The organism is Brucella sp. IR068 (genome assembly GCF_049065885.1).
Taxonomy (GTDB): domain Bacteria; phylum Pseudomonadota; class Alphaproteobacteria; order Rhizobiales; family Rhizobiaceae; genus Brucella; species Brucella intermedia.
The window spans coordinates 210055-231654 of record NZ_JBAKHE010000007.1 but is presented as its reverse complement, the minus strand read 5'-3'; the positions used below and the strand labels follow the sequence as shown (position 1 = coordinate 231654).

Genomic DNA, 21600 nt, shown 5'->3' with positions numbered 1-21600 from the left:
TTATGCGTGAGCGACCGCCGCCAGATTATGTCTGCGCGGTGTTGGACTCATATACAGACTCGAGAGTGTCGACAACATCAACTCGATATGCGGCGAAGAGACCATGTAGTAGATGGTCTGCGCGTCGCGCCGGGTTGAAACGAGATCAAGAGCTCGTAGTTTTGCCAGGTGCTGAGACAAAGCGGATTGGCTAAGGTCAATCGCCTTGGCAAGCGCACCGACGGACATTTCGTTATGAAGCAACTTACACAAAATTAGTAATCGCTTATTGTTAGCAAGTGCCGAAAGGAAATCGGCGGCCTGGTCTACATTTTCAATCAAATCAAAGAAAGTATCTTGGTTGCTCATTTGCCGTCATACCCCCGTAAGACTGGACAAAGTTAAAAATATACATGCGAATTTCCATAAGCATGCATATTCAAAATAGTGCTATAAGCTGCTTTTGAAAAGCCCTTGCTTATATTCAATCCAGTATAAAGACGTGCAATTTCGTCCCAAAAAAAATGCGGTTTTGTTTCAGGGGGCTTTATTTTACCGTTTTGTCAGTGTTGTAACAGCTTCCCCCAGAGAATCGGGCTGCGCCGAAAATACGTGACGAAGAACCAGATCGCCACTGGTAATATCGGCACCATCGGGGTCGATACCCACAATTTTGAACTGTTCCCGAAGCGCGTCTGATTTCGAAAGCCCGCGCGCAATATGTGCGATTTCCAACGCGTAATTTTCATTCAGATTGTCAAGCGCCTTCTGTTCGCCTTCGGCAAAGTTGGCGCTGACGGAAGCTGCGCATAGCAAATCGTCCCGCGTCAGATTGAATGCCTTGCCGAAACCGCCGTTAAGGCTGGCGCTTTCCAGTTCGAGGCGGAAGAAGGCGAAATCTCCAAGATCCACATAGAGCGAACCCTTCGGATTATGATTGAGATAGCGCCTGCGGATGCGCGGATAGTCGGCGTCGGTTTTCTCAACCTTTCGCGCCTGGCAGTGGAGGGTGACGCGGGCATGGGCGAGGGGGTCTCCCTTGCCGACCTCGCCGAGCAGAAGCGAGCAGGCAGGGTTTGCCAGCAGGCCCGGCGTATGCGCGGCCAGTCCGGAGACCAGAATGAGCGGTGTGCCATCCACGTCTGTCGCAACGGCAACGCGGCTTGCCAGCGGCCTGCCGGTCGCCGCGTCAAAAACGGCAATTGCACCGTAGCGCGACGTGCGCAGCAACGACTTGGCAAGCTGGATGGCTTCGGGCGTGGTCGGACGGATAGGATTGGCTTCGGGCATGGTCTGCAGGACTCAAATATGACTTTTATTGTCCACTTAATACGACGCCTCTTCCCAAAGCGCCAGTCAATTCGGCGGTGGCCTGACAGGGCTGATGCGGGACACGCTTTCAGTTGATCTATTTATGGATCTGGCACCTCGAGTCGGTGATGCGCAGCTTGCATTACCCCATGCAAAATGCGTGCGAATAATATTATAATTCAGTGTGCTTTAGCGCAATTTTCCGAAATCGCACCATTTCATAGAATAAAAATCTAACGATTGGTCCCATAATCGGTTGAGAATATGAAGTGGTTCTAAAAATTGCGCTTGCAAAGTGACGATCCACACGTTTCGATAAGCGCAAGCTGCGGGCAATGGGGTGCGCGCGGCATGCTTTTCCGTGGAGGCGGACAATAATGAAATTCTACCAAAAACTCCTGGCAGCAACCGCGCTGGTGGCTCTGATGAGCGGTGCTGCATCGGCGAAAACCTTTGTGTATTGCTCGCCGGCTTCGCCTGAAGGTTTTGATCCGGCTGCCTATACCGGCGGCGATACGTTCGACGCCTCGGCCCATCCGGTTTACAACCGCCTTGCCGAATTCGAAAACGGAACGACGAAAGTCGTGCCCGGTCTCGCAGAAAGCTGGGACGTTACCGACGACGGTCTGGAATACACCTTCCACCTGCGCAAGGGCGTCAAGTTCCATTCGAACGACTATTTCACGCCGACCCGTGATTTCAACGCCGACGACGTGATCTTCTCCTATGATCGCATGCGCAACAAGGACAATCCTTGGCACCAGTACACCGCTGGCATCACCTACGAATATTTCGACAGCATGGAAATGGGTGCGCTGATCAAGGACATCGTCAAGGTTGACGATTACACCGTCAAGTTTGTGCTGAACCGTCCGGAAGCGCCGTTCCTCGCAAATATCTCGATGCCTTTCGCTTCGATCATTTCGAAGGAATACACGGACAAGCTCGCCGCTGATGGCAAGAAGGACGACCTGAACCAGGTTCCGGTCGGCACCGGCCCGTTCCAGTTCGTCGCCTACCAGAAGGACGCCGTCGTCCGCTTCAAGGCCAACGAAAACTATTGGGGCGGCAAGCCGAAGATCGACGATCTCGTCTTCGCGATCACGACCGATCCGGCTGTTCGCGCGCAGAAGCTCAAGGCTGGCGAATGCCACCTGATGTCCTATCCTGCTCCGGCAGACATCAAGGGCCTCCAGGCCGATTCCAACCTCAAGGTTGACGAACAGGCAGGCCTCAACGTGGCCTACTTCGCGTACAACACGCTGAAGGCGCCTTATGACAAACCGGAAGTCCGCAAGGCACTGAATCAGGCCGTCAACAAGCAGGCCATCGTCGATGCCGTGTTCCAGGGTCAGGGCCAGGTTGCCAAGAACCCGATCCCGCCGACGATGTGGGGCTATAACGACAAGGTCGAGGACGACAAGTACGATCCGGAAGCCGCCAAGAAGGCTCTTGAAGCCGCTGGCGTGAAGGATCTGAAGATGAAGCTGTGGGCGATGCCTGTCAGCCGTCCTTACATGCCGAATGCCCGCCGTACCGCCGAACTCATGCAGTCCGATCTGGCCAAGGTTGGTGTCAACGCCGAAATCGTTTCGATGGAATGGGGCGAATACCTCAAGAAGTCGTCCGACAAGGACCGTGACGGCGCCGTGATCCTCGGCTGGACCGGTGACAATGGCGATCCGGACAACTTCCTCGGCACGCTTCTCGGCTGCGCCGGCGTCGGTTCCAACAACCGCGCCCAGTGGTGCTACAAGCCGTTCGAAGACCTGATCCAGAAGGCCAAGGTCTCGACCAGCCAGGAAGAGCGCACCAAGCTTTACGAAGACGCACAGGTGATCTTCAAGGAACAGGCTCCTTGGAACACCATTGCTCACTCGACGGTCTTCGTGCCGATGTCGGCCAAGGTCACGGGCTTCAAGCAGAGCCCGCTCGGCGACTATCGCTTCGAAGACGTTGATATCTCCGAGTAAAATCTGACAACACGAGCGGCCGGGTGTAGGGTGATCCCCTGCACCCGGTCGGAGTTTTTGTATGTTCCGCTTCATATTGAACAAACTCGTCTATCTGGTTCCGACCTTCATAGGCATCACAATCGTGGCTTTTGCCTTCGTCCGGGTTCTTCCGGGCGATCCCGTGCTGTTGATGGCCGGCGAACGCGGCGTAAGCCCCGAGCGCCATGCCGAACTGATGGCGCAACTGGGCTTCGACCGCCCGATCTGGCAGCAATATCTCGACTATGTCTGGAACCTGCTGCACGGCGATTTCGGTCAGTCCCTGGTGACCAAAAAGCCTGTTCTCGTCGAATTCTTCGCGCTGTTTCCTGCAACTGTCGAGTTGTCCATCTGCGCGATCATCGTGGCTATTCTCCTCGGCATCCCTGCCGGCGTCATCGCGGCTGTCAAGCGCGGCTCATGGTTCGATCAGGGCCTGATGGGCATTTCGCTGGTCGGTTATTCGATGCCGATCTTCTGGTGGGCGCTTCTGCTCATCATCCTGTTCTCAGGCGTGCTGCAATGGACGCCGGTCTCCGGCCGCATCTCGCTGCTCTATTTCTTCCCGCCCGTCACCGGTTTCATGCTGATCGACAGCCTGATGTCAGACCAGAAGGGCGCTTTCGCCTCCGCGGTCTCGCATCTCATCCTGCCGACCATCGTGCTTGCGACCATTCCGCTCGCCGTAATCGCCCGCCAGACGCGCTCTGCGATGCTGGAAGTCCTGGGTGAAGATTATGTGCGTACCGCGCGTGCCAAGGGCCTTCCGGTTCGTCGCGTCGTCGGTCTGCATGCGCTTCGCAATGCGATGATACCCGTTATCACGACGATCGGCCTTCAGGTCGGCGTCCTGATGGCCGGTGCGATCCTCACGGAGACGATCTTCTCATGGCCCGGTATCGGCAAATGGATGCTCGATTCCATTTTCCGTCGCGACTATCCGGTCGTGCAGAGCGGATTGCTGCTGATCGCATTCATCATCATGCTGGTGAATTTGGTCGTCGATCTGCTGTACGGCCTCATCAATCCGCGTATCCGGCACAAGTGAGGGTATCATGACACACTCAGCTATTCAGCCGGAAGCCGTGAACGACGTTGGCAAGATGCGCGCGTTGAGGGATTTCTGGTTCTATTTCAGCGTCAATCGCGGCGCTGTGATCGGTCTTTTCGTATTTCTCGCGATCATTTTGGTCGCAATCCTTGCTCCGCTTATTGCGCCGCATGGACCTACGGATCAGTTCCGTGAATTCCTAAAGACTCCGCCGTTCTGGGAAGATGGTGGCACGACGCAGTTTCTTCTCGGTACTGACGAAGTTGGGCGGGACATTCTTTCCCGCCTGATCTACGGTGCGCAATATTCGCTGCTTGTCGGCTTCGTCATCGTCATCATTTCAATGTGCCTCGGCATAACGATTGGCCTTATCACCGGCTATTTTGGTGGCGGTGTCGATACGGTGTTCATGCGCATCATGGACGTTATCCTCGCATTCCCGTCGCTGCTGCTGGCGCTGGTTCTGGTGGCGATCCTTGGGCCCGGCCTGATCAATGCCGTTCTGGCGATCACGCTGGTCCTGCTGCCGCACTTCTCGCGTCTCACCCGCGCTGCCGTGATGGCGGAAAAGGAACGCGAATATGTGACCGCGGCCAAGCTTGCCGGTGCAAGCAAGCTGCGCCTGATGTTCAAGACCATTTTGCCGAACTGTCTTGCCCCGCTCGTGGTGCAGGCAACGATGTCGTTCTCCAACGCCATTCTCGATGTTGCAGCTTTGGGCTTTCTGGGCATGGGCGCGCAGCCGCCCACACCCGAATGGGGCACGATGCTTGCATCCGCACGTGAGTTTATCACGAGCGCCTGGTGGATCGTCACGTTCCCCGGCCTTGCGATCCTGATTACTGTTCTCGCCATCAATCTGATCGGCGACGGTCTGCGCGATGCGCTCGACCCGAAGCTCAAGAGGAGCTGACCGATGGCGCTGTTAGAAATCAAGAATCTATCGGTTTCTTTTGACACCTCGACCGGTCCCTTCAAGGCGGTCGACGGGATCGACATTACGGTGGACAAGGGCGAAGTGCTGGCGATTGTCGGCGAATCCGGTTCGGGCAAGTCTGTCGGAATGCTCGCCGTCATGGGCCTCCTGCCCAAGTCAGCGACCGTTACCGCAGATGTCATGACCTTCGACGGTCAGGACTTGCAGGCGATGTCCGACAAGGAACGCCGGAAGATCATCGGCCGCGACATTTCGATGATTTTCCAGGAACCGGTCGCAAGCCTCAATCCCTGCTTCACGGTCGGGTATCAGCTTGAGGAAGTGCTGAAGCAGCATATGGGCATGAACGGCTCGGCAAGCCGTGCCCGCGCCATTGAGCTTCTGGAACTCGTCGGCATTCGCGATGCGGCGGAACGCCTGAAAAGCTTCCCGCATCAGATGTCGGGCGGCCAGTGCCAGCGCGTCATGATCGCGATTGCGATTGCGTGCAATCCCAAGCTCCTCATCGCAGACGAACCGACGACGGCTCTCGACGTGACGATCCAGAAGCAGATTCTCGATCTGCTGATGCGGCTTCAGGTGGAGCACGGCATGGGTCTGATCATGATCACCCACGACATGGGTGTGGTTGCCGAAACGGCGGACCGCGTGATCGTGCAGTACAAGGGCCACAAGATGGAGGATGCCGACGTGCTGTCGCTGTTCTCCGCGCCCAAGCATCCATATACCCGTGCGCTGCTGTCGGCCCTGCCGGAGAATGCGACGGGCGACCGTCTTCCGACGGTGTCCGATTTCGTCTTTGAAAATAATGGTGCGGGAGAAGCGTGATGAGCGAGATTGTTCTCGAGGCGCGCGATATCAAGCGCGATTATCATGTCGGCGGCGGGCTGTTCGGCAAGCCAAAAGTGGTTCATGCCGTCAAGGGCGTGAGCTTCAAGGTCGAGAAGGGCAAGACGCTGGCGATCGTCGGTGAATCGGGTTGCGGCAAGTCCACGCTGGCCCGCATTCTCACCATGATCGATCCACAGACCTCCGGCGAACTGAAGATCGGCGGCAAGGATGTGAACATCGCTCGCGATGGCCTGACGCCCGAAATGCGCCAGAAGGTGCAGATCGTGTTCCAGAACCCCTACGGTTCGCTCAATCCGCGCCAGAAGATCGGCGACGTTCTGGCGGAACCGCTGTTGCTGAACACCAATATGTCTGCGGAAGAGCGCCGTTCCAAGGCCATGCAGATGCTGTTGAAGGTCGGCCTCGGTCGCGAGCACTTCAACCGCTATCCGCATATGTTCTCCGGCGGCCAGCGCCAGCGTATCGCCATTGCGCGCGCGCTGATGCTTAACCCGAAGCTGCTCATTCTGGATGAGCCGGTTTCCGCACTCGACCTTTCGGTGCAGGCCCAGGTCCTCAACCTGCTGGCCGATCTGCAGGAAGAGTTCGGCCTTACCTATGTCTTCATCAGCCATGACCTTTCGGTCGTGCGCTATATCGCCGATGAGGTGATGGTGATGTATTTCGGTGAGGTGGTTGAATACGGCTCGCGCGACGACGTGTTCAACAATCCGCAGCACGATTATACGAAGAAGCTCTTCGCCGCGACGCCGCGTGCGGATGTGGATGCCATCAAGGCACGCGTGGAAGCGCGCGCTGCTGCAAGACAGGCCGCCCATAGCTGACGCGCATCCTGCGCAGCCTGAAATTCGAAAGCCGCACATGAGAATGTGCGGCTTTTTTGTTCACGAAGAGGTTCCGCGCTGCTGATGCCAGGCCAGCGCACGCACAATGTCGTCTGCCGCAATCTTGCCGACCACAGCGCCATTCTCGACGATGCCGACATCGCCGCTGCTGTCCGCCACGGCATTCATCAGTTCGCGCACCAGCGTTTCGCGCCGTGCGGTAGCCGCAAAAGGACGCGGTGCCGCATTGCGATCGAAAGGCACCATGATGTCTCCGGCGCGAAGCACGCCGAGCGGGTTCATATGCGCAACGAAGTCGGCGACATATGCATCGGCGGGCTGCAGAAGAATTTCCTGCGGCGTGCCGCACTGGACGATACGCCCGCCTTCCATGATGGCGATGCGATTGCCGATCTTCATGGCTTCATCGAGATCGTGGCTGACGAAGACGATGGTCTTTTTCAGGCGCGACTGGAAAGCCAGCAATTCGTCCTGCAACCGCGTGCGGATCAGCGGATCGAGGGCCGAGAAAGGCTCGTCCATCAGCAGGATCGGTGCGCCGGTCGCAAAGGCGCGGGCAAGTCCGACGCGCTGCTGCATGCCGCCGGAAAGCTCCCCGACCTTGCGCTTGGCCCAGTCCTGCAAGCCGACGAGTTCGAGCTGGTCGCGGGCCTTGGCGAGGCGCTCGTCCTTGCCCATCCCGGAAATTTCCAGTCCGAAGGCGACGTTTTCCTCGACCGTGCGCCATGGCAGCAGGCCGAACTGCTGGAACACCATGGAAACGAGCTCGGTGCGCAGATGGCGGAGTGTCGCCCGGTCAGCCTTGCCGACATCGATGGCGCGGTCGCCTTCACGCACGAGAACGCGGCCGCGCGAAATCGGATTAAGCCGGTTGATTGCACGAAGAAGGGTCGATTTGCCCGAGCCGGACAGTCCCATGAGAACGAGGATTTCGCCTTCCTCGATGTTGAGCGTGCAATTGTGGACGCCCAGGACGAGATTGGTTTCCGCCTGGATCTGCGAGCGGGTTGCGCCGCGATCCGCCAGCGCCAGCGCGTCGCCGACATTGCTGCCGAAAATGATGCAGACGTCTTCGAGTGCGATGATGGTCATCCGCTTGTTCCTATTTCTCGTTCCCAGCGCGGAAGATGCGATCAAGTATGATTGCAACCACGACGATGATAAAACCTGCTTCGAAGCCGAGAGAAATGTTGACGGAGTTCAGCCCGCGCACCACCGGCACGCCGAGGCCGTCGGCGCCGACAAGCGCGGCGATGACCACCATCGAAAGCGAAAGCATGATCGTCTGGGTCAGGCCCGCGAGGATTTGCGGCATCGCATAGGGCAGTTCGACCTTCCAGAGAAGTTGCGAGCGTGACGCGCCAAAGGCTTCACCCGCCTCGATGAGCGAGGACGGTGTGGAGGAAATGCCGAGCTGCGTCAGGCGGATGGGGGCGGGGATCACGAAGATGACGGTGGCAAGCAGGCCCGGCACCATGCCGATGCCGAAGAAAACAATCGCCGGGATCAGGTAGACGAATGTCGGCAAGGTCTGCATCAGGTCGAGAACCGGACGCATCGCGGCGTAAAGTGCCGGACGATGGGCCGCAGCAATGCCGAGCGGCACGCCGATCGCCATGCAGACAAAACACGATGACAGGACGAGCGTCAGTGTCTTGAGGGTCGGTTCCCAGTATCCCTGATTGATGATGAAGAGGAAACCCAGAACGGTGAGCAGGACGACTGAGATACGACGCTGGATCAGCCAGGCAATGATTGCGAAGATGGCGATCAGCAGCAGTGGATGCGGCAGTTGCAAGAGATACAACAAGCCGTCAATCAGGCCCTGCATGACCGCCGCCAAAGTGTCGAAGAAAAGCCCCAGATGGGTCGTCAGCCAGTCCACCACAGATTTGGCGGTTGGTCCGACAGGAATCTTGTAGTCCGTCAGCCAGTTCAACGATCAAGTCTCCTGCTGCGTGCTTGTGATGAAGGTGCTGGAATGTGCCGGGCCGCGTTTGTCGCAGCCCGGCGGCATAGGAGAATCAAAGGCCGAGCGCCGCCTTGACGGCCGGCAGGCCTTCCTTGCCGTCGACGGTCGTCACGCCTGCGAGCCACTGGTCGAGAACGCCGGGATTGGCCTTGAGCCAGTCCTGTGCGGCTTTCGACGGTTCCTGGCCGTCATCGAGAATCTTGCCCATGATCTCGTTTTCGATATCGAGCTTGAATTCCAGATTGGTGAGGAACTTGCCGACGTTCGGGCATTCCTGCGTGTAGCCGGTGCGCACATTGGTTTCGACCTTGGCGCCGCCGAGATTGGGGCCGAAGAAATCGTCGCCGCCAGTGAGGTAGGCGATTTCGAAACGCTTGTTCATGGGATGCGGTTCCCATGCCAGGAACACGACCGGGTCCTTGCTCTTGATGCTGCGCGCGACCTGCGCCAGCATTCCCTGCTCGGAGGATTCCGCCAGTTCGAAGGATTTGAGACCAAAGGCGTCCTTGTTGATCATGTCGAGGATCAGGCGGTTGCCGTCATTGCCCGGTTCGATGCCGTAGATCTTGCCGCCCAGCTTGTCCTTGAACTTTGCAATGTCCTTGAAGTCCTTGAGGCCTTCGTCATAGGCGTATTTCGGCACGGCGAGGGTGTATTTCGCGCCCGTCAGATTGGTGCGCAGCGTCTCGACGGTCTTGTCGTCCAGATAGGGCTGGAGGTCGGCGCTCATGGACGGGTTCCAGTAGCCGAGGAAGACGTCGATGTCCTTCTTGCTCAGCGACGCATAGGTCACCGGCACGGAGAGAACCTTGATGTCGGTCTTGTAGCCGAGACCTTTGAGGATTTCCGTCGCCACCGCCGTCGTGGAGGTGATGTCGGTCCAGCCGACATCCGAGAAGCGGACGGTCGAGCAGCTTTCGGGTTCGGCGGCGACGGCGTTTGCAGGCGCGCTCAGCATTGCCGTTCCCGTGGCAAGCCCACCCAAGGCAAGCGTAAGCATAAGGGTCGATACGGACTTCATTGTTCTCTCCATTTACCGGGCCGTTTTTACGGATTGATTGTTTTTCCGGTTCCAGCTTTAGCAAACACCAAAGATTTCGCCATTCAAGTACCATAGCGGCGAAAATGTTCTTGATTGCGACGTTGACCGCAGTTTCCGGCGAAAAACCGTTTCGCACCTGATTTGAAACCGCCTTGAAGCTGTTTGTCGCTCATCATTTTCCGGAACCGTCGGCCAGGGGAGGCGGGCAGGATTGCCACGCACTTGGCCGAAGCGGGTTGGCGCCATGTTACGGATCGGCTCCCGGGATTCAACCCTGTCAGCGGAAATTGACGGATAAAATCAGTTGGATGAGTGTTCGAGTGGATTGAATTTGACGTTTGATATCCGTCCGATATAAACCTCGTTTCAAACGTCAAATTCGAAAAATCCACGCGATTCATAAAGTTACCAGTGGTCTGATTCCGACATTTGCTCAGCGCTCATATCCGCGGGACGCAAATGTCGGAATCAGACCATTGGGTTGTCGAAAAGATGAGCACACTCTATTTGAGAACCAGTGGCTTTTTCAGGCTTGGCTGCTTGCGAACGGGACTTGCGATGCATAGGTCCGCGTGCGGTGCAGACGCGGTGCGAAGCCCCGGTTTATGGGGCAAAAGGAAGGATATTTTACAGTGTGGAATGCAGTAAAGGGCGTTTTTTCCTTCCTCGGACGTTTCATCGCGGCGCTTGCCCGCCTGATTGCCATTCCGCTTGGCGGTTTGTGGCGGCTTTTCCTGCGGCTCGGAATTTTGTGGAAAGTTGTAAGCGCGGTCCTCGTGATCGGTCTTGGCGGGCTTTACCTCTATTTCATCTGGCAGACTCAAGCCTGGACGAATTTCGATCCCGATTATCCGGCCAAATACAGCTATCAGAACGCGACAACGCCCGGCGAAGAGGTGAAAGCGGAGGCCGCGCCAGCCGAAGTTCCGTCCACTGCCGCACCGGCAGAACAGCCCGCCACTGCGCCATCAACCGGCCAGAACGGCGATGCCGCAACGGCGAATCAACCGGTTCAGGCGGCGCAATTGCCGTCGTCGGCGCGCAAATGTTCGCGTTCGGCCATTGCTGAAGTTGCTGCCGATCTCACCGATTTCAACGTCAACCAGAATGCATGGATTTCTTCCATGCTGCTCTACAAGCTCGGCTTTTTCGGGCTGGATTGGGACCGCACGCCGTTCCTCGACAACAAGGCTTCGTTCCAGCGCGGCATCAATGCAGCCGTGCGCCGCACGGCAATTGAACTCGTTGATAATATCGGACGCCTCAGAGGCACATCGCAGATCGATGGCGATCTGCAAAAGGCGCGCGGCAATCTGCAGTTTGCCGAAGATTCCTGGTATTTCGGCCTGAGTCCCTTTGGCCCTAAAACGCCGACGCCGAGCTATTACCGTTCGGCGATCAAGGATCTGCGTGCCTTCAACGGGCGGCTGGAAAACTGTCAGGCAACATTCGATGCCCGCGCCGACAATCTGATCCAGTTCGTGGACCGTATCGCGAGCGACCTCGGTTCGACTTCGGCCATCCTCAAGGACCGTGCCGAGAACTACCATGCCGGCTGGTTCGACACGCGCGCGGATGATCGTTTCTGGTTCGCCTATGGCCAGCTTTATGCCTATTACGGCCTGCTGCGTGCAGCACATTCGGATTTCCGCGGCGTTCTGGCCGAAAAGCACCTCGACGGTGTGTGGGACGAGATGGAAAAGCAGATGCGCGCGGCGCTCGACATGCAGCCTTTCATCGTTTCCAACGGCAGCCCCGATGCCTGGTTCACGCCGTCGCATCTGACCACGATGGGCTTCTACATCCTGCGTGTCCGTTCGAACCTCGTCGATGTGAAGCAGGTTCTGGAGCGCTGACGGGCGATGGAACTGCCAGCTACCTTGCGACAGGCGGTGGATGCCGCGCTTGAGGGCGTGGCTCTGGCCGACCTGAAGCGCGCATCCGAAATGCTTTCGCGCCGTTACCGGGCCGAGACGCGCGACGGGCGCATGCATATTTCCGACGATCTTGCCGCGAAAGCCTATCTGGCGGCGCGGCTGCCTGCGACCTATGCGGCGGTCCGCGCCAGTCTGGATAGTGCAGCTGAGGTCTGTCCCGATTTCGCGCCGCAAACCATGCTGGATGTGGGCGCAGGGCCGGGAACGGCGCTTTGGGCGGCCAGGCAGCGCTGGCCCATGCTTCAATCCGCAACCATGATCGAGGCAAGCCCTGCAATCCGTGCAGTGGGAAGCGGCCTTTCGCAAAATAGCGGACTGCCCGATCTTGATTGGCGGGCGGGGGATGTGGTGCGGGAAAAGCTCGATTTTCCACAGGCCGATCTCGTGACCATTGCCTATGTGCTGGACGAGCTTGCGCCTGAAAAGCGGCAGACGCTGATCTCGCGCCTGTGGGCAGCGGCAAAACAGATGCTGGTTATCGTGGAGCCGGGTACACCGGCGGGCTGGCAGCGCATCCTCGATGCACGCCACACGCTCATCGCCGAAGGCGCAATCATTGCGGCGCCCTGTCCGCACCAGCTCGATTGCCCGCTGGCCGCGCCCGACTGGTGCCATTTCTCGCGCCGGGTCGCGCGCTCTCGCATTCATCGTCTGACCAAGGACGCGGAAGTGCCGTGGGAGGATGAGAAATTCATCTATCTTGCTGCGGTGCGCGAGACGGTCAATGATGTGAAGGCGCGAGTGATCGCGCCGACCCGGGTTGGCGGCGGCAAGGTTTCGGTTAAACTGTGCAAGGATGACGGCAGGGCCGAAGAACGTCTCCTGACCAAGCGCGAGGGTGATCTGTTCCGTTGGGCGCGCCGCGCCGACTGGGGCGATGCTTTGATTGAAGAGTGAGCCGGAACCAAAACGATGAAGATCAGTCTGGTCCAGTTACGTCTGCTTGAAGCTGTTGCGGAAACCGGCAGCGTCGGCGCCGCCGCGCGCCGCCTGCGCCTGACGCAATCGGGCGCAAGTCAGGCGATTGCGACACTGGAAAAGATACTCGGGGTCGAGGTGCTGGCACGAAAGCGCGACGGCGCTGCGCTGACGGCATTCGGACAATCGATCCTTGCCGACGCCAAGGCGGCGCTTCAGGCCATCGACCGGATAGAGGTGCAGGCACGGTGTCGTGCTTCAGGCGCGCCCGAACGGCTGCGCGTTGCGGCAATCCCGAGCCAGCTCCAATATGTCCTGCCCGGTCTGCGAAAGACGTTTCAGCGGCTTTATCCCGGCATCGAGTTCAGCGCTTTCGAGGGTGGGCACGATGATGTCAGCCTGTGGGTGCGGGACGGCATTGCTGATCTCGGCATCACCTCGCTGCCGACGCCCGAGCTTGAGGCTCGCGAGGTTGGACGCGAAGAACTGGTCGTGGTGGGCAGACGCGACGATCCCTTCATGCGCAACGACACCGTTGCCGCGGAGGAGCTGCGCAACCGCCAGCTGATCGCGGCTGCGGGCTGCGAGATGATCATCGACCGGATTATCCATGGCGATGGCGAAACGCGCAGCGAGCAGGTGCGCACGCGAGACGTCGCCACGGTGCTGGAAATGGTGCGGCATGGCATCGGCACCACGCTTCTGTCGGAAATCAGCCTGCCGGACGCCGATCTGCACGGATTGCGCGCGCGCCGCCTCAATCCGCCGACCTTCCGCACTGTCTATATCGTCTTTCGGGCCGACAGCCCGGTCAGGCATCTGATCGATCGGTTCTGCGATGTGGCCCTGCAAGCCAGAACCCGGGCGGCATAAGAAATTCTAATATCTCATATCTCGCTTATCCGTGGCGCTCGTCGCGGCCAGGAATGCAATAGTCCGGCGCTATTCCTTTTTCCTGCTGCGAGCGAAAATGACGGCCATCACCGACACCCATCCGACGAGTTCGACTTCCAATACCATACGCGGTCTGGCCTGGGGGCTGTCCGGGGTGCTGGTGTGGTCCGGTTCCTTCGTCCTGACCCGGTTCGGGTTCAAGACCGCCTTGACGCCATTCGACATCATTGCCCTGCGCTTCGGCGTGGCAGGGCTGGTGCTGCTGCCGGTCGTTCTGATGAAAGGGTTCGGCCTTCGCCAGCTTGGCCCGCTCGGCTTCGTGCTTCTGGCTTCCGGTGCAGGCGTTCCCTATGCGCTGCTGACCACCTGCGGCCTGCAATATGCCCCGGCGTCCCATGCGGCGGCGCTTATTCCGGGGCTGATGACTGCGATGGTTGCCATTCTGGGAATGGCGCTTCTGAAGGAACATCTTGCACCGTCGCGGTGGTCCGGGGTCGTGCTGATCGTGATCGGGGCCATGCTGATCGCCGGTCTGTCGCAACTGGGCGGGCCGGAAATGCTCGGGCACCTGTTCTTTTTCGTCGCGGCACTGGTTTGGGCGATCTATGTCATGGTGTTTCGCAAGAAGGGGATGGACGGGCTGCATGCGACCGCCATCGCCGCCGTCACCTCGGCAATCGTCTATCTGCCGATCTACATGATCTTCCTGCCCAAGGGGATGGGCGCGACACCCTGGGGCGATATTGCCCTGCAGGGGTTTTATCAGGGCGTTCTGACCTCGGCCTTCGGCGTATTCGCCTTCAACCGTGCCGTTGTCCTGCTGGGAACGGCTGCGGGGGCAGCGCTATCGGCGCTGATCCCCGTCATTACTCTGGTTCTGGCGCTTGTCCTGCTTGGCGAAGTGCCGGGCTGGACCGACACGCTCGCCGCCTTCCTGATCAGCCTCGGCGTGCTGGCCCTGAACAGGAAGGGCAAGAAACCTGCCGCCTCATGATGCCTGCAAGGCGGGCCTTGCGGCAGGGCGGTTGATGATGAAGACCATGGCAGCGGCGGCAAAGCACATTGCGCCTGCAAGGATCAGGGCCGGGGTGTAGCTGTCATAGTCGGTGCGCACGAGCCCCGCGAAGGCGGCTGCGGCCGCTGCACCGATCTGGTGGCCGGTGAACACCCAGCCAAAGACCAGTCCGGCCTTTTCCGGGCCGAAACGTTCGGCGGCAAGCTTGACCGTCGGCGGCACGGTCGCCACCCAGTCCAGCCCGTAGAAAACGGCGAACAATGCCAGTTCGTAGACGGTGAAGTCGGTAAAGGTCAGGTAGATCAGCGACAGGCCGCGCAGCGCATAGAACCAGAACAGAAGCCAGCGATTGTCGAACCGGTCGGAGAGCCAGCCGGACATGATCGTGCCGATGAGGTCGAAGGCGCCGATCACGGCAAGGATGCCCGCAGCCCCCACCGGAGCGATGCCGAAATCGCCGCAAAGCGTGATCCAGTGCGTCTGAATCAGGCCGTTGGTGGAAAAGCCGCAGACGAAGAAGGTCAGGAACAGGACCCAGAAGGTCGGGGTCGACGATGCTTCGCGCAAGGTGACGAGCGGCGAGGCCAGCATGGCGCCGAAGCTCTTGCGGGGTTCGGGCGCGGGCAGCGGCGCGGTTCGGCCGAACGGTTTCAGGCCGATATCCGCCGGGTGGTCCCGCATAAGGGCGAGAACCAGCACAAGGGCTGCAACAAGGAAACAGATGACGATGGTGAGCGATGTGCGCCAGCCGATCGTCTGGCTGACGCTGGCAAGGATCGGCATGAAGACCAGCTGGCCGGTGGCGTTGCTGGCGGTCATGAGGCCGACGACGAGGCCGCGCCGCTTTTCGAACCAGCGGGCCGCGACGGTTGCGCCAAGCACAAGCGCGGTCATGCCGGTGCCGAGGCCGATCACGATGCCCCAGAGCCCTACCATCTGCCATTCCTCGGTCATGAAAATCGAGCCGACAAGCCCCAGCGAAATCATGATGAGAGCGGCGGCAACCACGCGGCGCAGGCCGAATTGGTTCATGAAGGCAGCGGCGAATGGCCCCATGAGGCCGAAAAGAACGAGGCGAAGCGCCATTGCGAAGGAGATATTCGCGTTGGTCCAGCCGAATTCACGCTGGAGCGGTTCGATCAATATGCCCGCCGATCCCATGGCGGCGGCCGTCGCCAGCATGGTCAGGAAGGTAATGGCGGCGACGATCCATCCGTAATGGATGTTCCTCTGGGCGAGAAAGCTGGCAAGGCGGGCAGAAATCATCTTTGGCGCTTTCGGGTTCAAGCTGGCTCTCGACCAGCCTTGCGTTTGATGGCGAAGCCATTCGCCCTGATCTTTGGTTTCGACGCATCGTGCTTTGCGAAAATCGTCACCGATTTCGGGCCGATGCTGTAGCGGGCGCATGGCTTCAGGTCATTGTTTTCAGTCAAAAGGCGTTTGGTTTTCAGTCAAAAGGCGTTTGGCTTAGCCGAGCGCGCGGAGCAGATGCTGCAATTGCTCCACGCCGTCCTCTCCCAGCCGGGTTTCGATTTCCTCCTGCGCCTGATCCCAGAGCGGGCCGCCGCGCTCAACCAGATCGCGGCCATCAGCCGTGAGCGTGACGCTGGTCTCGCGATGGTCGTCGCTGGCGGCGGGCTCGATCAGGCCCATTCGCTGCAGAACCTTCACATTGCGGCCCATGGTCGAACGGTCCAGCTCCGACAGATGGGCGAGTTCCGTCACCGAGATGGAGCCCGCGCGCCGGATTTTCCGCAGGGTGCTGAACTGGGCGACATTGATGCCAAGCGGAGCCAGCGCGTTGTCGTAAACGCTCGACGTCTTGCGGGCTGCCTGGCGCAGAAGAATGCAGAAACACGGATGTGACATGTTGCGGGTATATACCCGTAAATAATTGTGCGCAAGTTCGAAGTGCGGAACAGGGCATTCGTTGCTTCCATACTGCTGACAGCAACGACGTGTTCAGGAAGGGCTTGTCGCCTACTCAGACGGCGATATAGGCGGTTTCCTTCACTTCCTCCATCACGGCATAGGTGTGCGATTCCCGCACGCCGGGGAGGGAAAGAAGCGCTTCCGAAAGGAAGCGCCGGTAGTGATCCATGTCGGATACGCGGGCCTTGACGAGATAGTCGAAGCCACCCGCAACCATGTGGCATTCCAGGATGTCCGGATTGTTGCGGGTGAAGGTCGAGAAGGTTTCAAAGACTTCCGGCGTGGTGCGGTCGAGCTTGATCTCGATGAAGACCAGCATGGCCCGGTCGAGCATCTTGGGCGAAAGCCGCGCCGAATAGCCTAGAATATACCCTTCGCGGGTCAGTCGCTTGACGCGTTCGGCGGTGGCCGTCTGCGAGAGATTTATGCGATCAGCCAGTTCGGTATTGGTCAGGCGTCCATTCTCCTGAAGGGCGCGCAAAATACTCCTGTCCATCGCATCGAGATTCTTCATCAGTTGTCCCCAATGGCCGTTTATGTGTGACGGCTCTATTCTTGATTTTTGCATATGTGTTTGAGTTGCCACGGAAATGAATCCGAAATCGATCCCCGACGCAAGACGAAACTTGTTGGGTGGTCCTACAAATTTTCGAACTGTTTCGATGAATTGGCCTCAAATGTAAGCATACGTGCAAATAACAATCACAGGTTGCATAATAATCGCGGCTTGTGATAAGGATAAATGTGCATACTGAAAGTCATATTGCACCTGGAAATTTTGGCATGGGGTAAGGGGGGCCGGACTGGGGGAATCGTCGCTTTCCTTCCGTCCCGTTCATCCCCGGTTCTGAGGAAGTCCGGACAGCCCCAAACTGTCCGGATTTCTTTGTGGTGGTTGCTGAACGTGGCGAAGGCTGTGTCGGCGGCGAGCTGGACGGCGCTTTGCGGCCCGATGGCGCGCCCGAATTTTCCGGTTGCAAGGAAACGGATTGAACGCTAACAGTAGCTCCATGAACATTTCGCGCAATATCGTCATCAACGGTTGGTGGTGGGCCCGCTAAAAGCGGCCACGCAGGCATTTGTGCATTTGCGTTCAGGAAACAGGCCGCTGGGATTATCCGGGCGGCCTTTTTGTTTGGCTGTTTGTATAAGACCGGCGGGAGAAACCGGTTTCCGGGAATGTTTGGGAACAGTTGGAGCATGTCCCCGGAAGCGGGAGCCGTTTCTTGGGATCGAGACATGCGTCAAAAACAAATAGATAGAGCATTTTAAACCGGAAATGCTCTCGTTTTGGGATAGCCGATCATGAATGCGAAGATTGCGGATAGCGAGATATTCCAGCACGAGACGGCGGGCGGCATCGTCGTCGAGCGCGTGCGCCACCTCACAGCCTATAAGGGCGCGATCGAGACCTATATCGATGCGCTGAACGAACGGCGCGGTGCGGTGTTCTCGTCCAACTACGAATATCCGGGCCGCTATACGCGATGGGATACGGCCATCGTCGATCCTCCGGTGGTCATCACCTCGCGCGCCCGCACCATGCGCATCGAAGCGCTGAATGCTCGCGGCGTCATTCTGCTTCGTCCCATTCTGGACACGGTAAAGGCGCTGGCCGAAGTGACGGTCGACAAGGCGGAAGAAAACCGCATCGAGCTGACGATTGCCGAGCCGAGCGGCACCTTTACCGAGGAAGAGCGCTCGCGCATGCCTTCGGTCTTCACGGTCCTGCGCGCCATTGTCGGCCTGTTCTTCTCCGAGGAAGACGCCAATCTCGGTCTTTACGGCGCCTTCGGTTACGATCTGGCGTTCCAGTTCGATCCGATCCAGTACAAGCTGAAGCGCCCCGACGATCAGCGCGATCTGGTGCTGTTCATCCCGGACGAAATCTTCGTGGCCGATCATTATGCGGCACGCGCCTGGGTGGATCGTTACGAATTCACCTGCGGCGGTTCTTCCACGCACGGTCTCGCACGTGCGACGCCTGCACGCGCCTTCAAGCCATCGGACGCCAAGCTTGCGCGGGGCGACCACAATCCGGGCGAATATGCGAAGCTGGTCGAGCGCGCCAAGGAGAGCTTCAAGCGCGGCGACCTGTTTGAAGTGGTCCCGGGGCAGACCTTCTACGAGCGCTGCCACACCGCGCCATCGGAGATTTTCCGCCGGTTGAAGACGATCAACCCGTCGCCCTATTCCTTCTTCATCAATCTGGGCGAGAATGAATATCTGGTCGGCGCGTCGCCGGAAATGTTCGTGCGGGTGAACGGCAGGCGTATCGAAACCTGCCCGATTTCAGGCACGATCAAGCGCGGCGAAGACGCGATTTCGGATTCGGAACAGATACTGAAACTGCTGAACTCCAAGAAAGACGAGTCCGAGCTGACCATGTGCTCGGATGTGGATCGCAACGACAAGAGTCGCGTCTGCGAGCCAGGATCGGTGCGCGTCATCGGCCGCCGCCAGATCGAGATGTATTCACGCCTGATCCACACGGTCGATCACATCGAAGGACGGCTTCGCGACGGCATGGATGCCTTTGACGGCTTCCTCAGCCATGCATGGGCCGTGACCGTAACCGGCGCGCCGAAGCTGTGGGCGATGCGCTTTCTGGAGGAAAACGAACGCAGCCCGCGCGCATGGTATGGCGGCGCGATCGGCATGATGCACTTCAACGGCGACATGAATACCGGCCTGACGCTGCGCACCATCCGTGTGAAGGATGGCGTGGCGGAAATCCGCGCGGGTGCAACGCTTCTGTTCGATTCCAATCCGGAAGAGGAAGAGGCCGAAACCGAATTGAAGGCTTCGGCCATGATCGCTGCGGTGCGCGAGGCGCAGAAGAGCAATCATGTCGCCGAGGAGCGCGTAGCGGCGAAGGTGGGAGAGGGCATCTCCATCCTGCTCGTGGATCACGAGGATTCCTTCGTGCACACGCTCGCCAACTATTTCCGCCAGACGGGGGCGACGGTTTCCACCGTGCGCTCGCCAGTGGCGGAAGAGGTGTTCGACAGGATCAAGCCGGACCTCGTGGTCCTGTCGCCCGGACCGGGCACGCCGCAGGACTTCGATTGCAAGGCCACCATCACCAAGGCGCGCAAGCGCGAACTGCCGATCTTTGGTGTCTGCCTTGGTTTGCAGGCGCTCGCCGAAGCCTATGGCGGCACGCTGCGCCAGTTGCGCATTCCGATGCACGGCAAGCCGTCGCGCATCCGCGTGTCGAAGCCGGAGCGGATATTCTCTGGCCTGCCGAAGGAGGTGACGGTCGGGCGCTACCATTCGATCTTCGCCGATCCGGAGCGTCTGCCGGATGATTTTCTGGTGACGGCGGAAACGGAAGATGGTGTCATCATGGCTTTCGAGCACAAGCACGAGCCGGTTGCCGCCGTTCAGTTCCATCCGGAATCGATCATGACGCTTGGCCACAATGCCGGAATGCGCATGATCGAGAATGTGGTGACGCATCTGGCGGGCAAGAACAAGGCTCGCCGCACCAACTACTGACCGAACGCTTCGCGTCGTGATTTCAAGCCAGCCGCGGCCCGCACCGCGGCTGGTTTTTTATGACCTGCCGGCGCTTGCTCATTGCCTGCTCTGGCAACTCATTTGCAACTGTAATGCCTTGCATTTGCAGGAGAAAATTAAATGCCGGAACTGAAAAAACAGGGTACGAAGATTTGCTTTTCTGGGGTATAGAGCGGCGGTGAATTGCTGCCGCATATGCCAGAGGCGTTGTGGATGTGTCCCGGCGCTGGCGCGCATCCGAAAAGTGTGAAACGGTTTCGGATAAGATGTGCGGTTCATGACAAGCAGTTGGAGCGCCGGTCTGTTTCAACCGGATCGAACCGCGCTCCAAGAGTTTTATAGTCGCATTATCCTACGCAAAGCCGCTTCGCACTTTTGCTGGAAATGCTCTGGATCAAGATAATCAAAGGTTCATCATGGACGCGAGTGCAAAGGTTCGGCGGCTTGCCGCTTGGTCTATTCCCATTGCTTTCGGTGTGATGGGCCTGAAATATCTGGCCTATGCGCTGACCGGTTCCGTGGCGCTTTATTCGGATGCACTGGAATCCATCGTCAATGTGATTGCGGCCATCGGCGCATGGTGGGCAATCCGCATGAGCTACAAGCCCGCGGATGGCAATCACCCTTTCGGGCATCACAAGGCCGAATATATTTCGGCTGTCGTGGAAGGCGTCCTGATTACCGTCGCCGCACTCCTGATCTTCCGCGAGGCGTGGTTTGCGCTGGAAACCCCGCGCAAGCTCGATGAACCCTGGCTTGGCCTTGCTATCAACACCGCTGCGGCCGTCATAAACGGCCTGTGGGCGACCTTGCTGATTCGCACCGGCCGCAAGTTCCGCTCGCCCGCGCTGGAAGCCGACGGCAAGCACATCATGACCGATGTTTTCACCTCGGCTGGCGTTCTGGTCGGCCTTGTCGGCGCGGTGGTGACGGGCTGGGCCATACTCGATCCGCTGCTTGCCATACTGGTCGCCATCAACATTCTCTGGCAGGGCTGGCATGTCATCAATTCCTCGGTGCAGGGGCTGATGGATATCGCCGTCGAACCGACCGAGGAAATGCGCATCCGCGACGTGATTTCCGCCAATGCGGGGGGCGCCATCGAAGTTCACGACCTCAAGACGCGCATTGCCGGCCGGGTCACCTTCATCGAGTTTCACCTGGTCGTTGCCGCCGATATGAGCGTCGGCGATGCCCATGTGATTTGCGACCGTATCGAAGATGCCCTGAAGAAGGAGATCGACAGCGCGCGCGTGGTGATCCATGTGGAGCCGGAGGACGAGGCAAAGCTGCCGCCGGGAACCAGCGCTGTGCCATTTGCCTGACTGAAATACTGTCTTGCATGGCGGATAGTGCGCGTGTAAAAGCTTTCCCCATGACGATCAAAAACGCAACATCC

The 21600-nt window shown here is 58.8% G+C and carries 19 protein-coding genes and 1 pseudogene; 11 read left to right on the top strand and 9 right to left on the bottom strand.

What is annotated here, in order from left to right; translation table 11 throughout:
• A complete protein-coding gene (locus ACOWVS_RS14180; protein ID WP_006467382.1) occupies positions 1-348 on the bottom strand; it encodes an ArsR/SmtB family transcription factor in 348 nt (115 codons plus the stop codon).
• A 183-nt stretch (positions 349-531) separates the two neighbouring features.
• Positions 532-1269, bottom strand: a complete 738-nt coding sequence (locus ACOWVS_RS14175; protein ID WP_063620705.1) for a HugZ family protein — start codon at positions 1267-1269, stop codon at positions 532-534.
• A gap of 398 nt (positions 1270-1667) precedes the next feature.
• Between ACOWVS_RS14175 and ACOWVS_RS14170 the strand changes: the two genes are divergently transcribed.
• From ACOWVS_RS14170 to ACOWVS_RS14150, 5 genes are all read left to right on the top strand, one after another.
• Entirely contained in the window at positions 1668-3263 is a 1596-nt protein-coding gene (locus tag ACOWVS_RS14170) for an ABC transporter substrate-binding protein (protein WP_006472623.1), read from the top strand.
• Between the two features lie 61 nt (positions 3264-3324).
• On the top strand, positions 3325-4332 hold the full coding sequence (locus ACOWVS_RS14165; protein WP_006467377.1) for an ABC transporter permease subunit: 1008 nt from the start codon (positions 3325-3327) through the stop codon (positions 4330-4332).
• A 7-nt stretch (positions 4333-4339) separates the two neighbouring features.
• Entirely contained in the window at positions 4340-5248 is a 909-nt protein-coding gene (locus ACOWVS_RS14160) for an ABC transporter permease subunit (RefSeq protein WP_006467376.1), read from the top strand.
• Between the two features lie 3 nt (positions 5249-5251).
• Positions 5252-6100, top strand: a complete 849-nt coding sequence (locus tag ACOWVS_RS14155) for an ABC transporter ATP-binding protein (RefSeq protein WP_006467375.1) — start codon at positions 5252-5254, stop codon at positions 6098-6100.
• Positions 6100-6948, top strand: a complete 849-nt coding sequence (locus tag ACOWVS_RS14150; protein WP_006472712.1) for a dipeptide ABC transporter ATP-binding protein — start codon at positions 6100-6102, stop codon at positions 6946-6948. Before ACOWVS_RS14155 ends, ACOWVS_RS14150 begins: the two co-directional genes overlap by 1 nt.
• 60 nt (positions 6949-7008) lie before the next feature.
• Here the strand turns inward: ACOWVS_RS14150 and choV are convergent, their stop codons facing one another.
• The 3 genes from choV to ACOWVS_RS14135 form a co-directional block, all read right to left on the bottom strand.
• Positions 7009-8061, bottom strand: a complete 1053-nt coding sequence (gene choV / locus ACOWVS_RS14145) for a choline ABC transporter ATP-binding protein (RefSeq protein ID WP_063882108.1) — start codon at positions 8059-8061, stop codon at positions 7009-7011.
• A 10-nt stretch (positions 8062-8071) separates the two neighbouring features.
• On the bottom strand, positions 8072-8908 hold the full coding sequence (gene choW / locus ACOWVS_RS14140; protein WP_063620708.1) for a choline ABC transporter permease subunit: 837 nt from the start codon (positions 8906-8908) through the stop codon (positions 8072-8074).
• Between the two features lie 85 nt (positions 8909-8993).
• Positions 8994-9962: a choline ABC transporter substrate-binding protein gene (locus ACOWVS_RS14135; RefSeq protein WP_006472714.1), complete on the bottom strand. Its 969-nt coding sequence runs from the start codon at positions 9960-9962 to the stop codon at positions 8994-8996.
• A gap of 626 nt (positions 9963-10588) precedes the next feature.
• Here ACOWVS_RS14135 and ACOWVS_RS14130 point away from each other — a divergent pair.
• The 4 genes from ACOWVS_RS14130 (at position 10589) to ACOWVS_RS14115 (ending at position 14726) form a co-directional block, all read left to right on the top strand.
• Positions 10589-11839 (top strand): DUF2333 family protein, encoded by a 1251-nt coding sequence (locus tag ACOWVS_RS14130; protein WP_063620710.1) that lies wholly within the window; start codon positions 10589-10591, stop codon positions 11837-11839.
• Between the two features lie 6 nt (positions 11840-11845).
• On the top strand, positions 11846-12817 hold the full coding sequence (locus ACOWVS_RS14125) for a small ribosomal subunit Rsm22 family protein (RefSeq protein WP_075042001.1): 972 nt from the start codon (positions 11846-11848) through the stop codon (positions 12815-12817).
• A gap of 15 nt (positions 12818-12832) precedes the next feature.
• Positions 12833-13711 carry a LysR family transcriptional regulator gene (locus tag ACOWVS_RS14120; RefSeq protein WP_075042002.1) on the top strand — a complete coding sequence of 293 codons (879 nt, stop codon included), beginning with the start codon at positions 12833-12835 and terminating at the stop codon, positions 13709-13711.
• A gap of 97 nt (positions 13712-13808) precedes the next feature.
• Positions 13809-14726, top strand: coding sequence for a DMT family transporter (locus tag ACOWVS_RS14115; protein ID WP_075042014.1), 918 nt, complete (start codon positions 13809-13811; stop codon positions 14724-14726).
• Here ACOWVS_RS14115 and ACOWVS_RS14110 read toward each other — a convergent pair.
• The 4 genes and pseudogenes from ACOWVS_RS14110 to ACOWVS_RS14095 form a co-directional block, all read right to left on the bottom strand.
• The gene (locus tag ACOWVS_RS14110; RefSeq protein ID WP_075042013.1) at positions 14721-16013 is read right to left on the bottom strand and encodes an MFS transporter; all 1293 of its coding nucleotides are present in this window, start codon (positions 16011-16013) and stop codon (positions 14721-14723) included. The genes ACOWVS_RS14115 and ACOWVS_RS14110 overlap by 6 nt on opposite strands.
• Before the next feature lie 201 nt (positions 16014-16214).
• The gene (locus tag ACOWVS_RS14105; RefSeq protein ID WP_006472718.1) at positions 16215-16616 is read right to left on the bottom strand and encodes a MarR family winged helix-turn-helix transcriptional regulator; all 402 of its coding nucleotides are present in this window, start codon (positions 16614-16616) and stop codon (positions 16215-16217) included.
• A 115-nt stretch (positions 16617-16731) separates the two neighbouring features.
• Positions 16732-17193 carry an Lrp/AsnC ligand binding domain-containing protein gene (locus ACOWVS_RS14100; protein WP_006472719.1) on the bottom strand — a complete coding sequence of 154 codons (462 nt, stop codon included), beginning with the start codon at positions 17191-17193 and terminating at the stop codon, positions 16732-16734.
• Positions 17194-17714: 521 nt separating this feature from the next.
• Positions 17715-17986, bottom strand: a pseudogene (locus ACOWVS_RS14095) (hypothetical protein).
• Between ACOWVS_RS14095 and ACOWVS_RS14090 the strand changes: the two are divergent.
• Positions 17985-20180: an anthranilate synthase component I gene (locus ACOWVS_RS14090; RefSeq protein ID WP_075042004.1), complete on the top strand. Its 2196-nt coding sequence runs from the start codon at positions 17985-17987 to the stop codon at positions 20178-20180. The pseudogene ACOWVS_RS14095 and the gene ACOWVS_RS14090 overlap by 2 nt on opposite strands.
• Positions 20181-20617: 437 nt before the next feature.
• The gene (locus ACOWVS_RS14085; RefSeq protein WP_021586993.1) at positions 20618-21526 is read left to right on the top strand and encodes a cation diffusion facilitator family transporter; all 909 of its coding nucleotides are present in this window, start codon (positions 20618-20620) and stop codon (positions 21524-21526) included.
• Positions 21527-21600: the final 74 nt, after the last annotated feature.

Coding starts and splice junctions, on each gene's coding strand:
- ACOWVS_RS14180 (WP_006467382.1), bottom strand. CDS start 348: ATGAGCAACCAAGATACTTTCTTTGATTTGATTGAAAATGTAGACCAG.
- ACOWVS_RS14175 (WP_063620705.1), bottom strand. CDS start 1,269: ATGCCCGAAGCCAATCCTATCCGTCCGACCACGCCCGAAGCCATCCAG.
- ACOWVS_RS14170 (WP_006472623.1), top strand. CDS start 1,668: ATGAAATTCTACCAAAAACTCCTGGCAGCAACCGCGCTGGTGGCTCTG.
- ACOWVS_RS14165 (WP_006467377.1), top strand. CDS start 3,325: ATGTTCCGCTTCATATTGAACAAACTCGTCTATCTGGTTCCGACCTTC.
- ACOWVS_RS14160 (WP_006467376.1), top strand. CDS start 4,340: ATGACACACTCAGCTATTCAGCCGGAAGCCGTGAACGACGTTGGCAAG.
- ACOWVS_RS14155 (WP_006467375.1), top strand. CDS start 5,252: ATGGCGCTGTTAGAAATCAAGAATCTATCGGTTTCTTTTGACACCTCG.
- ACOWVS_RS14150 (WP_006472712.1), top strand. CDS start 6,100: ATGAGCGAGATTGTTCTCGAGGCGCGCGATATCAAGCGCGATTATCAT.
- choV (WP_063882108.1), bottom strand. CDS start 8,061: ATGACCATCATCGCACTCGAAGACGTCTGCATCATTTTCGGCAGCAAT.
- ACOWVS_RS14135 (WP_006472714.1), bottom strand. CDS start 9,962: ATGAAGTCCGTATCGACCCTTATGCTTACGCTTGCCTTGGGTGGGCTT.
- ACOWVS_RS14130 (WP_063620710.1), top strand. CDS start 10,589: ATGGGGCAAAAGGAAGGATATTTTACAGTGTGGAATGCAGTAAAGGGC.
- ACOWVS_RS14125 (WP_075042001.1), top strand. CDS start 11,846: ATGGAACTGCCAGCTACCTTGCGACAGGCGGTGGATGCCGCGCTTGAG.
- ACOWVS_RS14120 (WP_075042002.1), top strand. CDS start 12,833: ATGAAGATCAGTCTGGTCCAGTTACGTCTGCTTGAAGCTGTTGCGGAA.
- ACOWVS_RS14115 (WP_075042014.1), top strand. CDS start 13,809: ATGACGGCCATCACCGACACCCATCCGACGAGTTCGACTTCCAATACC.
- ACOWVS_RS14110 (WP_075042013.1), bottom strand. CDS start 16,013: ATGATTTCTGCCCGCCTTGCCAGCTTTCTCGCCCAGAGGAACATCCAT.
- ACOWVS_RS14105 (WP_006472718.1), bottom strand. CDS start 16,616: ATGTCACATCCGTGTTTCTGCATTCTTCTGCGCCAGGCAGCCCGCAAG.
- ACOWVS_RS14100 (WP_006472719.1), bottom strand. CDS start 17,193: ATGAAGAATCTCGATGCGATGGACAGGAGTATTTTGCGCGCCCTTCAG.
- ACOWVS_RS14090 (WP_075042004.1), top strand. CDS start 17,985: ATGAATGCGAAGATTGCGGATAGCGAGATATTCCAGCACGAGACGGCG.
- ACOWVS_RS14085 (WP_021586993.1), top strand. CDS start 20,618: ATGGACGCGAGTGCAAAGGTTCGGCGGCTTGCCGCTTGGTCTATTCCC.